This is a genomic window from Marinomonas sp. GJ51-14 (genome assembly GCF_055808695.1).
Genome location: NZ_CM147879.1, coordinates 896,661 through 908,803, shown reverse-complemented (window position 1 = coordinate 908,803; position 12,143 = coordinate 896,661). Strand labels below are relative to the sequence as shown.

Genomic DNA, 12,143 nt, shown 5'->3' with positions numbered 1-12,143 from the left:
ATAGACCTTGTTATTTGCTTATATTTTCTTAGTCGTAATATATCGTAAGGACAACGATGTCTTCCCCATCTTATCTTAGAAAAAACATCTCTCTCGCTTGGCCATTGGCACTCAATGGTTTGTTGATGCAGTCTATGTTGATGATAGATACGCTACTGATTTCTCCTTTGGGGGAGGTTCCTTTGGCGGCGTTGGGCATTGCCTCTGCAATTTTGGCCTTCATGCTTGGCGTGCAAATGGCGCTGGCAAACGGTACTCAACTCATTTTAAGTCGCGCTGTTGGTTCGGGAAATAACAATCTGTTAACCAAAGGTTTTTGGGCTGGATTGTCCATTAATTTTGCTGTGGCGTTGGTGTTTTGTATTTCGATGTATTTCGGCGCGCAATCGATTGTTTCATCCTTGTCAGGCGACTTGCTGTTACAGCAGCAAACAAAAGGGTATTTGGAACTGGCTATTTATTTGGTGCCTTCTACTGCCATCGCTCAGGTATTGATTGCCTTATTTAATAGTCGAGACAAAAGTAAAACGCCATTAAAGGGTTATCTTATCGAGATGCCAATTAACGCGGTTTTGTCCTATTTCTTGATTCATGGTGTGGGCGATTTTCAAGGAATGGAAGGCTTTCAAGGAATGGGAGTCGAAGGCGCGGCGTTAGGCAGTTTGATTGCCATCATGATTCGACTGCTTTATTTAATCTTTTGTTTGAAAATCGATCGCACATTGGATCTTGAGTTTAATAATGGCTTATCGACATTGATGAAAAGCATCCGTTTACACAGTGTCGAAATTTTCCCCTTTGCTGCCAATATCACCATCTTGCAAATTGGCATCAGTATTTATCAATTACTCTACTCACAGCTAAGTCTTAATGCTTATGCGGCGATTATTCTTATCATGCCTTGGTTGCGAGGAATCGGTCAGTTTGTGGCTTCTTGGGCGCACGCCTCGGCGATTAGTATCAGTCAGGCAATTGGTTCAAAAAAGCTGGATGACTTGGCGGATAACATTAATAAAAGCATCGATGTCGCGGTGATTGTTTCCATCATCTGCGCGGGTTTGTTTGTTGTCTTGCATTTCTTTCTACCGAGCATTTACCCAGATCTGGAAGCGGAAACTTATGTGGCACTCAGCGTGATTGCCCCTTTGTATATCTTCTTACCGATTGTTCGAGGTTACAACACGGTTCACGGGCATATTCTGCGAGCACTAGGAAAAACCACCTCTGTTTTTAAAATCAACTTCATTGGTCAATGGGTTATTTCTATCCCGCTTTGCGCCTTGCTGATTTTGTATTTCGATGCGTCTATCTTCTGGGCGTTCGCGATTCAACCGTTTGAAGAAGTCGTCAAAGCTTTACCTTTTAGAATGCTGGCGAGAAAGTCCATAAAAGAGTTCGACCAAGCAAAAATGGACAAACTCATGTATGACGAAGACGCATAGAAGGCTAGGCGTGACGCCTAAAATCGAGTCGGATAATTTGCCTTGGAAGAGAGGAAATATTGGCTGACGTCGAATGAAGGCAACGGGGATTGAGTATGATGATGTCGCCTGCGGAACCGGTAAGAGAAACCACTTTTTGTTCTATGCCATGGTAAGTGCCGCCTTCTTGGACGAATTGTTTGATACGCTGCTCTGGCATGCCTTCTGTCACCAGCGCTTTCATCCAAGGATCTTCTTGTGTGAGCGGTTCTAATAGGTTATCGGTCGTCAGCAAGCGTGTGTTTTTAGGGTTATCGATCAACCCGCTGTTTACAGAATCAAAGGCTTTTATTACCGCTTCTTGATCTGATCTGGCGATTCTCTCGGCAAGTTGTTCTGCGCGACGATGAGAGCCTGAAACCACCGCCGTTGCACCCATGTCGACACTGACGTCATCGAGCAATAAAAAGACGAATAGACTCCACGGATTAGAATCCCCAACGACGATCGGCTCATCGCTGTGCCAAGACTTATGCGGCACATTCCATTTGGTTTCGCTTCCCGGAAAACTCAACAGGGAATACCAAAGGTCTAACGGACGCCATGTGTTGTCACCAAATATTGGATCGATTGCCGACTGCATCATCTCTTCTATCGTGCCGAATTTACCAGACGCTTTCAGGTCTCGCATCATCGGCCCTATGCCATTTAAACGCTTTGCACCTGAGCCGCCAACAGGATTGCTAGGATTATGAAACCATGTACTTGGATCACTAAGAGAAATACCAAATGTATTATTTATCTCATGCCAAAACTGACCACGAAGTTTTGTGATTCTTTCCGCATCAATGACATTGGAAAGCTTAAGAAAGCCATTGTCTTGGAAGGTTTTAAGGGCTTGAGCTGAAGTGGCTTTCATCGGATTTTCCTTTTTGAATATGAGTGCGCTTATTCGTTTTTAAATGAATTCTTCAAGTATTCTGAGAGCATTTCCCAAATACACGAGATTGGCGTACAAGCCTAAGTGTTTTCCACCTATTTTTCTCGCAACTAAAAAGGTTTCGCAAGTGCAGCGGTCTATGAGATGTCATAAACTTTTCCATTTTTCTTTTACATCTTTTGACTTCAAATTCATTGTCATGAATATCTCTGTTTAGTAAGTATTATTTTATTTATCTCATTTTTTGGTCTTTTTGAGACAGAGCGAAAGGGTTTTGCTATTCTTATCTCAATTTATTTTATTTTTGAGATAAACATGATTTCACTTCCTCCTAAAAAACAACTAGAAGATCCATTGAATCATTCTTCTGTGCATCCATTCTTCATCGACTATATCGATTACATGTCTCCAGTTGATGCCAAAGGAAGGTATTTTCACTTTGATGAAATTAAGAGGCGTTTACCTAAAAAGTTGGATTTAACGGTCGTTTGGTCATTAATAAAAGAAGCGAGAGAAAAACAAAAACAGTCTCTTTATTTAGATCATCAAACAAATGATTTCTTTAATGCAAGTTTATACCTTACTCCAACTATCCATAAAGCCATTAGTGAGACAGACAGAAAGACAACCACGGCAGCCTTGGAGTGGATGTGTAGCAAAATTGGTGAACAGAAGCATTTAGATTACCTATTAAATGATTTGATAGAAGATGAAGCGATCAGCAGTAGTCAGTTAGAAGGTGCAGCAACGACAACCAAAGTAGCGAAAGACATGCTCAAAAGAGCAAGAAAGCCGAGAAGCCTTGATGAAAAAATGATTCTAGGTAACTTCAAAATGATGAAATTTGCTTGGGCAAATCGAGATAAAGACTTGTCTATTGAGCTCATCGAAGAATTACATCAAGTTGGGGTGGAAGGAATTGAAGACGAAAAATACAAACTAGGTGTGATACGGACGACGGACGATGTGGTAGTAGAAAATAACGATGGTGAAATCGTGCATACACCGCCACTTGCGATGAACTTACAAAAAAGGTTGTATAGCTTAGTAAAGTGGGTAAATGAAGCCCATCATGATGCAGATAACAATGACTACATTCATCCGTTAGTGAAGGCAATAACACTGCATTTTAGAATTGGTTATGAACATCCTTTTCATGATGGTAATGGTCGTGTCGCGAGAGCGCTGTTTTATTGGTATATGTTTAAAAACGAGTTTGCGGCTTTTCGCTACATTGCCATTAGTCTCTTATTGAAAGAAGCGCCTGTGCAATATGGGAAAAGTTATCTTTATACCGAGACCGATGGAATGGATTTAACCTATTTTGTGGACTATCAATGTCGCATCATCATTCGGGCGATTAATAAGTTTAGCGAGTCATACACAGAGTCTGTGTATGAATCTGAAGCCTTTAATAAATGGTTATGGGATTCAGGTTTATATCGTCAATTGACGGATAAGCAACAAATGGTATTTCAAGTCGCCAAAAGTAGAAAAGCGGTTACCTTTACCATTAATAATGTAAAAGACAACCTTGGTTGCTCCTATAATACGGCGGCAACAGTCTTAAATGGATTGGTAGAGCTAGACTTATTTATAAAAGTAAAAGATGGTCGTGAATGGGTTTATAAAATGATTGACCAAAAAGAGTTTGTTACTTCATGGACTTCAGACAAAAAAAGATCGTCTTAAGCCAGTCACTGTACTCTCTCTTTTAGCTTGTTTGGTAAACGCAGCTTTCCTTTAAGAACGCTGCGTTTTTTGATTATAGGCTTTCGCCCACTTCCGTGACGTCAATCACGGCGTTTTCTGCTTTTGCATATTTCAACCATTCTTGCATGGCAGGATGAGCCAGCATTGTTTTCATGTAGTCTTTTGACTGCTCTGAAACCTCAATACTATAAGTTGCAAAGCGGAAAACAACGGGCGCGAAGAAAGCATCCGCCAAACTGAATTCACCAAACAGATAATCGCCTTTTGCTTCATTCTTGTTTTTTAATCTTGCCCAAGTATTGTCTAACCACTCAACTTCTTTTTTCGCTTCTGGCGATAAAGATATTTTTTCTTTCCTCGGCAATTCATCGGCATTTCGCCGCGTATGGAAAATAAACCAGAGTGCATTTCGGCTACGAAAGAGCGAGCTTCTGCTCGTAGGTTTTTGTTTTCTGGCCAGCCTTTGTTATTCAGATAGTTTTCGTTGATGTATTCACAAATCGCGAGGGAATCCCACACGTTTATGTCTCCATCGACGAGAACAGGCACTTTGCCAACAGGGGAATATTTCGCGAGCTCTGTATAAAAGTTCTCTGTGAAAAGACCGAGTTTGATTTCTTCGAAAGAAACTCCGAATGCTTTTAAAGCCAACCAAGGTCGTAGCGACCAAGACGAGTAGTTTTTATTGCCTATGATGAGTTTCATAATGTCTTCCTTTTGTTTGATACCTTTATTTAATGTCTCTATTCAATGGAAATTATTGTTACAGCTTGTTTTTTGAAAGACTAACGAATAGTTTTGATGCTTCCTATTCCAAACATTGATAGATGGCTTTTTCATGGATACTGATGCACTTCGTAGTTTTATCGCTTTTGTTGATACGGGCAGTTTTACCCGCGCCGCAAAACAGACGTTTCGTACCCAAAGCGCGATTAGTATGCAAATGAAACGCCTAGAGGAAGAAACGGGTCATGCTTTGTTTGTGAAGGAAGGACGAAACCTAGGGTTAACCGAGCAAGGGCAGCAGTTAGTGAGTTATGCGCGACGGCTTGTTTCTTTGCATGATGAGGCGCTTGGGCATTTCTCGGCACACCTTCAGCATCCACCGTTAACCATAGGCTGTCCTGACGATTACGCTGAATCTGTGTTGCCTTCCATTATTGAATTGATTCGAGATGCGTTGCCAACGCAAAGTTTACGCATTGTGTGTGATTGCAGTACTCAATTGCGTCTGATGTTAGACCAAGGAAAAGTAGATCTCGCAATATTAACCCGTGCGCCTGATGCAGAAGAGGGTTATCTGCTTAAACATGATTCTGGTGTTTGGGTAAAAGGCGCAGAGGCGCTTTTAGAAAATAAAGAAAAGGTGAAAAAAGTAGAAGACGCGAGTCCATTGTCTTTGGTGTTGTACGAGCCAGATTGTAAGTTCCACAGCGCAGCAATTGATGGTTTGGAAAAACAAGGCCGTGATTATCAAATCATGTGCAGCAGCTCCAGTGCGACGGCCATTAAGAGCTTATTACGCAAAGGCCAAGGAATAAGTGCCATGGCTTTGTCTAGTGTGTCTTATGGATTGGATATTATTCACGAAAGTGACTTACCAGCTCTGCCATCCGTCGATATTGTTCTTGCCGTTGCGCCGATCCCTCATCCTTTATTTGGCTCTCATTTAGCAGCTCGTTTAAGTCAGCGTTTTGTTTTAGATAATAAGCAATTCGCTTTTCAGAGATAAAAAAAGACCGGCCTAAGCCGGTCAAACACGTAGGGAGTCTACGAAAAAGTTATTATTCCCAAGAGCGGAGTAACTCGTCATACGCAATGGTAACGCCTTTAGGCTTCTCATTAGACAGTTTTGCTTTTGGTGAACCTGGTTGTGCCAACCAATAAGCTTCGTCACGAGGCTCGTTCAGTTTAGGGCCACAAACAGGTTGTACTTTGGCGCGTTCTAAACGAGCCATAACTTTATCCTGTGCTTCCGCAAGGCCGTTAAGGGCTTCTTGAGGTGTCGCTTCACCACTTGCGGCTTGAGAAATATACTGCCACCAAAGTTGTGCAAGTTTAGGATAATCAGGCACGTTAATACCTGTTGGAGACCATTGTTTACGAGCAGGTCCTTTATAGAACTCTACCAAACCACCCAGTTTAGGTGCCGCAGCTGCCATTTCTGGGGAATTGATATCAGACTCACGAATTGGCGTTAGGCCAACCAATGTTTTCTGCAAGGACACTGTTTTCGCAGTGGTGAATTGAGCATACAACCAAGCAGCTAGACGACGATCGGTAGGAGTGGAATTCATGAAGGTCCAAGCGCCAACGTCTTGGTAGCCTTTTTTCATGCCTTCTTCCCAGTATGGTCCAACTGGTGATGGCGCCATACGCCATTTTGGTGTGCCGTCTTCATTTACAACAGGAAGGCCTTTGGCTGTCATGTCTGCAGTAAAGGCTGTGTACCAGAAAATTTGCTGAGCAACGCCACCTTGAGCCGGTACTGGACCAGATTCAGAGAAGGTCATGCCTTGCGCTTCTGGTGGCGCGTACTTACGCAACCAATCTACATATTTTGTTGTTGCGTAAACAGCCGCTGGGCCGTTCGTTGCACCACCACGGGATACGCTTGAGCCTACAGGATGACAGGCATCTTTAATACGAATACCCCATTCATCTACCGGTAGACCGTTTGGTGTACCTTTATCACCAGCACCTGCCATAGAGAACCAAGCATCAGTGAAACGCCAACCTAGAGAAGGGTCTTTCTTACCATAATCCATGTGACCGTAAACACGTTCGCCATCGATGTTTTTCACTTTATCTGTGAAGAATTCAGCAATATCTTCATAAGCAGACCAGTTAACTGGAACGCCTAAATCATAGCCGTAGGTGGACTTGAATTTTGCTTTTAGATCAGGACGAGCAAACCAATCTGCACGGAACCAGTATAGGTTCGCGAACTGTTGAGTTGGCAACTGATAAAGTTTTCCGTCTGGGCCAGTAGTGAAATCTAAACCGATAAAGTCAGCTAAGTCTAAAGTAGGTGATGTATAAGCTTTGCCGTCACCGACCATCATGTCAGAAATAGGAACAACTTTTCCGTAACGGAAGTGGGTGCCAATCAAATCTGAGTCATTTACGTAGGCGTCATAAATGTTACGACCAGATTGCATTTGAGTTTGTAGTTTCTCAACAACATCACCTTCTTGAATCAAATCATGGTTAACCTTGATTCCTGTGATTTCTTCAAAAGCTTTTGCTAAGACTTGTGACTCATATTTGTGTGTTGTTAGTGTTTCTGATGCTACATTGATTTCCATACCGCGGAACTTCTTCGCGGCGTCGGTGAACCATTGCAACTCACTTAGTTGTTGCTGTTTGGTTAATGTTGAAACAGAAAATTCGTTATCTACCCATTTTTCTGCTGCATCAGAATACGCATCTGCCCAAATATTGGCAGAATGTAGCATTACAGCAAAGGGTAAGGCTGCCAGTGCAATTTTTTTCTTATTGTAGCGCATGTTTTACCTCAACAAAGTTTAGTTTTTGGCTTTCGTGCCAGATAATCCATCGTTCCTATAAATTAGGGACGCTGACTAGCCCCAGCGCATTAGGATAAGCATCCAAAATACGCATAGGGTGGTTGCCACCGCAATGTTCACATCCGTTAAAGCAACGAATGCGAGGTGGATAAAGGCGCTGCTTAGCAGGCCAATAAATAGGCGATCACCGCGGGTTGTTGCCAGTGGCAAGAAGCCACGACGTTCAACGCAAGGCGATACAATTTGCCATGTGGTCATGCCGACCAAGAGCACAGCAATGCCGATAAAGAATAGAGCCGTCGGTAATGTCCAAGACATCCAAACCATAGTAATTCTCCTTACACTCGACCAAGAGCAAAGCCCTTCGCCACATGATTACGAACAAAATAAATGACCAGCATTCCTGGAAGGATTGTAAGTACGCCCGCTGCAGCGAGCAGTCCCCAATCCATTCCTGATGCAGATACAGTACGGGTCATAATAGCTGCGATAGGTTTGGCGTCGACTGATGTCAAAGTACGCGCCAACAAAAGCTCTACCCAAGAAAACATGAAGCAGAAGAAGGCGGTCACCCCAATGCCAGAGCGAATCAAAGGAATGAAGATGCGCACAAAAAACTTTGGAAACGAGTAGCCATCGATATAAGCGGTTTCGTCAATTTCACGAGGCACGCCACTCATAAATCCTTCTAATATCCACACAGCCAAAGGCACGGTGAAAATACAATGGGCCAGCGCTACCGCTATATGGGTATCGAACAAACCCACAGAAGAATAAAGCTGGAAGAAAGGCAGTAAGAATACCGCTGGTGGTGCCATACGGTTAGAAAGTAACCAGAAAAACATGTGTTTATCGCCAATGAACTTATAACGACTAAAAGCATAGGCTGCTGGTAATGCGACTAATAGGCTGATTACCATGTTCATGGAAACGTAAAAAACTGAGTTAACGTAGCCCATGTACCAGGTTGCATCACTGAAGATCTTAGCGTAGTTCTCTAAGGTGAAATCTGCTGGATAGAAAGACAGCCCACTGAGGATTTCAGTATTATTTTTGAACGACATGTTGACCAACCAATAGATTGGTAACAGTAATAAAACAACATAAAGCACGAGACCAAAACGGCCACGTAAATTTGCATTACGAGCTTTACGTTCTGCACGGCTAAAAACGGGTGCTTGTTCTTTTGAAGATTGCATGATTCCGCTCCTACTTGTCTTTTTGCATGTTCATGATGGTGGTGTAAAACACCCAACACACAAGCAAGATGATTAAGAAATATACCAGTGAGAATGCAGCTGCTGGGCCAAGGTCAAATTGTCCAATGGCTTGCTGTACTAACGACTGGCTCAAGAAGGTCGTTGAACTTCCCGGTCCCCCACCAGTAAGTACAAAAGGTTCGGTGTAGATCATGAAAGAATCCATAAAGCGCAATAACACCCCAATGATTAGCACGTTGGTTAACTTAGGCAGCTGGATGTAACGGAATACGGCCCAGCGAGAAGCACGGTCAATGCGAGCCGCTTGATAATAAACTTCAGGAATGGCTCGTAAGCCGGAATAGCACAACAGGGCCACCAAAGGTGTCCAATGCCAAACATCCATCAAGACAACGGTTAACCAAGCGTCAGTAGGGTTTGAGGCATAGTTATAATCGACGCCGATATAGCTCATAAAGGCACCGAACAAGCCTATATCTGCACGGCCAAATATTTGCCAAATGGTTCCTACTACGTTCCACGGAATGAGAAGTGGAATTGCCACAAGAATCAGAGCCAAAGAAGCGCCTCGACCTTTCGTTGGCATCATTAAGGCAACGCAAATACCCAGTGGTACTTCAATCGCTAGAATGGTGAAGGAATAGATAAACTGACGCAGCAAGGCTTCATGTAAACGGCTGTCTAACATGACTTGTTTGAACCATTCTGTGCCAACAAAGTAACGGGTGTAAGGGTCAAAAATATCCTGTACCGAATAGTTCACTACCGTCATCAAAGGAATAATGGCAGAGAAGGCAACGATCAAGAAAACTGGCATAACAAGGAACCACGCCTTGTTATTTTCGACTTTAGTTTGCATGGTCGGTCTCCTTATTCTGAGGTGTTAGATCTACCAAATACTCATCCACATAAATCTTTGTCCACTGTTCTGGGAAGCTGACGTAAATCTGTCCAGAAGGCACCTTTTGATCTTCACTTAGGCGTGCTTTCATGACTTGGCCATGAAATAAGAAGGACAGAATTTTGTATGTGCCAAGGTCTTCTACGTAGTCCACCTCTACCGCAAAGGCATCATCATTTTTTCCGTCCCAAACATGAACAAATTCAGGGCGAATGCCGAGTGTTACCTTGCTTATCCCCATGCCTTTTAAATGCGTTAACATCGTGTCACTGGTTGGTATGATGTGTTTACCAAAGACGATTTCATTGTTTCTTAATTCGGCTTCGAAGAAGTTCATCCCTGGGCTACCAATAAAATAACCAACGAAAGTGTGAGCTGGATTTTCAAATAGTTCTCTTGGTGTACCGAATTGCACGATTTGCCCGTTGTACATTACGGCGATTTTATCGGCGAAGGTCGATGCTTCTAACTGATCGTGGGTGACATACACCATGGTGATGTTGAATTGCTCGTGAATCTGCTTGAGCTTACGACGCAGTTTCCACTTTAATTGTGGATCAATAACGGTAAGCGGTTCATCAAACAAAATGGCTGATACATCGTCACGAACTAAACCGCGGCCCATGGAGACTTTTTGTTTCTGGTCAGCAGATAAGCCTTTGGCTTTTCGTTGCAATTGATCAGATAGCTCTAGAATTTCTGCCACTTCATGAACTTTAGAAGTGATCTTATGTTTTGGAACACCAATATTACGCAGTGGGAAGGCAAGGTTATCGAATACCGTCATGGTGTCGTATACCACAGGAAACTGGAAAACCTGAGCAATGTTACGCTCTTCTGGTTTTAGTTCGTTGACGCGTTTTCCGTCGAATAAGACTTCGCCATTGGATGGCTCTAACAAGCCAGAGATGATGTTCAGGAGTGTTGATTTACCACAACCTGAAGGGCCGAGTAATGCAAATGCACCGCCTTGTTCCCAAACATGAGTCATTTCACGAATGGCATAATCTTCTGGCCGTGTTGGGTTTTCCGTATAGGTGTGAGCCAAAGCATTTAATGTGATTTCAGCCATGGTTATTGCTCCCTCATTCGTGCTGGGGAATGCACCATTTTGCCTTGGTCGTCAAAGGCATAAAGTTTGTGCGTTGGAAAGTAAACCTTAATTTCTTGGTCCACTTGGTAAGCGTGAACACCAGATAAATGCAACACCAAATCGAAATGTTGGTTGTGAACGTGCAAGAAGGTTTCTGATCCACTTATCTCTGCTAAATCAACTCGAACTGGTAATTCCAAATCATCATCAGAGTGTGGTACCAAACCAATATGAGAAGCGCGCACACCAAATTGATATTCTCCTGGTGTTAGGCGACGTAAGTCGTTATTTAAACGGAAATGTACAGTGTCATCGAAGGTAACTTCTTCTTCATTGACTCGACCAGGCACAATATTTATTGGCGGTTCAGAAAACATTTCTGCTGTGATGATGTCTTTTGGTTGGTGGTAAACCTCAGCCGTTGGCCCCATTTGTAACAAGCGGCCTTCGTTTAATACTGCGGTGTTACCGCCAAGAGCAAGTGCTTCGTTTGGCTCTGTGGTTGCGTAAATGGCGATACAGTTACGTGCCTTAAATAAAGCTCGTAGCTCTTGGCGTAATTCTTCACGTAATTTGTAATCGAGATTGACCAAAGGTTCATCGAAAAGAATAATTTGAGAATCTTTTACCAGCGCTCGTGCCATGGCAGTACGTTGTTGCTGACCACCAGAAAGCTGTAATGGAAGACGATCTAAGAAAGAATCGATGCGCAACATTTCGGCAGTTTCACGAACTCGACGATCAACTTCCGCTTCATCCATTTTTGCAAGACGAAGTGGTGAGGCGATGTTTTCGTAAACCGTAAGATTGGGATAATTGATGAATTGTTGGTACACCATGGAAATATTGCGTTCACGAACTGCCACACCGGTGACGTCCACGCCATTCATGATAATTTTACCAGTGGTAGGTCTATCAAGACCCGCCATGAGTCGCATCAGCGTCGTCTTACCAGACAGGGTTCTGCCTAGTAGAACATTGAAAGATCCTGGTTCTAGAGTCAGATTGACTTGATCGATCCAGGTTTCACCTTCAACAACGCGCGATACATTCTGCAGCGTCAAAGACATTGTCGATACCTTCTTGTTGTTATTATTTTTTTATTCTGTGTTCACGGTAATACTTTTTGGAAACCGAGTGTTTACGTTGAAAAGTGAACACACACATATCCCAAGTTACATTACAAATCCCATGCCAAAACTATTTTATTTCTCTTGTGTGTTTTTATCTTATTGAAAGTTAAGGTGTTTTTTTGTATTTGTCATACATTTGAGGTGTTTTCATTTTCGAAAGAGGGCTGTTCAGGAGTGTTCAAAGTGTTTACA

Annotated in this window: 12 protein-coding genes; 3 read left to right on the top strand and 9 right to left on the bottom strand. The window is 42.9% G+C overall.

Annotation, left to right across the window (positions count from 1 at the left end):
• The first annotated feature begins 56 nt into the window (after positions 1–56).
• Complete coding sequence (locus AC0L3Y_RS04485; RefSeq protein ID WP_473469289.1) at positions 57–1,442, top strand: MATE family efflux transporter; 1,386 nt, start codon at positions 57–59, stop codon at positions 1,440–1,442.
• A gap of 4 nt (positions 1,443–1,446) precedes the next feature.
• Here AC0L3Y_RS04485 and AC0L3Y_RS04480 read toward each other — a convergent pair whose 3' ends face one another.
• On the bottom strand, positions 1,447–2,340 hold the full coding sequence (locus tag AC0L3Y_RS04480; protein ID WP_473469287.1) for a phytanoyl-CoA dioxygenase family protein: 894 nt from the start codon (positions 2,338–2,340) through the stop codon (positions 1,447–1,449).
• 336 nt (positions 2,341–2,676) lie between these two features.
• On the opposite strand from AC0L3Y_RS04480, the gene AC0L3Y_RS04475 reads away from it, so the two are divergent.
• Positions 2,677–4,053, top strand: coding sequence for a Fic family protein (locus AC0L3Y_RS04475; protein WP_473469285.1), 1,377 nt, complete (start codon positions 2,677–2,679; stop codon positions 4,051–4,053).
• A 73-nt stretch (positions 4,054–4,126) separates the two neighbouring features.
• Here the strand turns inward: AC0L3Y_RS04475 and AC0L3Y_RS04470 are convergent, their stop codons facing one another.
• Positions 4,127–4,438 carry a glutathione S-transferase C-terminal domain-containing protein gene (locus tag AC0L3Y_RS04470; protein WP_473469283.1) on the bottom strand — a complete coding sequence of 104 codons (312 nt, stop codon included), beginning with the start codon at positions 4,436–4,438 and terminating at the stop codon, positions 4,127–4,129.
• Positions 4,378–4,779: a glutathione S-transferase N-terminal domain-containing protein gene (locus AC0L3Y_RS04465; RefSeq protein WP_473469281.1), complete on the bottom strand. Its 402-nt coding sequence runs from the start codon at positions 4,777–4,779 to the stop codon at positions 4,378–4,380. Before AC0L3Y_RS04465 ends, AC0L3Y_RS04470 begins: the two co-directional genes overlap by 61 nt.
• 133 nt (positions 4,780–4,912) lie before the next feature.
• On the opposite strand from AC0L3Y_RS04465, the gene AC0L3Y_RS04460 reads away from it, so the two are divergent.
• Positions 4,913–5,806 carry a LysR substrate-binding domain-containing protein gene (locus AC0L3Y_RS04460; protein WP_473469279.1) on the top strand — a complete coding sequence of 298 codons (894 nt, stop codon included), beginning with the start codon at positions 4,913–4,915 and terminating at the stop codon, positions 5,804–5,806.
• Positions 5,807–5,858: 52 nt separating this feature from the next.
• Here the strand turns inward: AC0L3Y_RS04460 and AC0L3Y_RS04455 are convergent, their stop codons facing one another.
• The 6 genes from AC0L3Y_RS04455 to AC0L3Y_RS04430 all read right to left on the bottom strand — a co-directional run bounded on the left by AC0L3Y_RS04455 (position 5,859) and on the right by AC0L3Y_RS04430 (position 11,888).
• The gene (locus AC0L3Y_RS04455; RefSeq protein ID WP_473469277.1) at positions 5,859–7,583 is read right to left on the bottom strand and encodes an ABC transporter substrate-binding protein; all 1,725 of its coding nucleotides are present in this window, start codon (positions 7,581–7,583) and stop codon (positions 5,859–5,861) included.
• A 75-nt stretch (positions 7,584–7,658) separates the two neighbouring features.
• Positions 7,659–7,931: a DUF2160 domain-containing protein gene (locus AC0L3Y_RS04450; protein WP_473469275.1), complete on the bottom strand. Its 273-nt coding sequence runs from the start codon at positions 7,929–7,931 to the stop codon at positions 7,659–7,661.
• An 11-nt stretch (positions 7,932–7,942) separates the two neighbouring features.
• Positions 7,943–8,803 carry a carbohydrate ABC transporter permease gene (locus tag AC0L3Y_RS04445; protein WP_473469273.1) on the bottom strand — a complete coding sequence of 287 codons (861 nt, stop codon included), beginning with the start codon at positions 8,801–8,803 and terminating at the stop codon, positions 7,943–7,945.
• Positions 8,804–8,813: 10 nt separating this feature from the next.
• Complete coding sequence (locus AC0L3Y_RS04440) at positions 8,814–9,683, bottom strand: carbohydrate ABC transporter permease (RefSeq protein WP_473469270.1); 870 nt, start codon at positions 9,681–9,683, stop codon at positions 8,814–8,816.
• Positions 9,673–10,797 carry an ABC transporter ATP-binding protein gene (locus AC0L3Y_RS04435; protein ID WP_473469267.1) on the bottom strand — a complete coding sequence of 375 codons (1,125 nt, stop codon included), beginning with the start codon at positions 10,795–10,797 and terminating at the stop codon, positions 9,673–9,675. The genes AC0L3Y_RS04440 and AC0L3Y_RS04435 overlap by 11 nt, the downstream gene beginning before the upstream one ends.
• A 2-nt stretch (positions 10,798–10,799) precedes the next feature.
• Complete coding sequence (locus tag AC0L3Y_RS04430; RefSeq protein ID WP_473469264.1) at positions 10,800–11,888, bottom strand: ABC transporter ATP-binding protein; 1,089 nt, start codon at positions 11,886–11,888, stop codon at positions 10,800–10,802.
• Positions 11,889–12,143 lie beyond the last annotated feature (255 nt).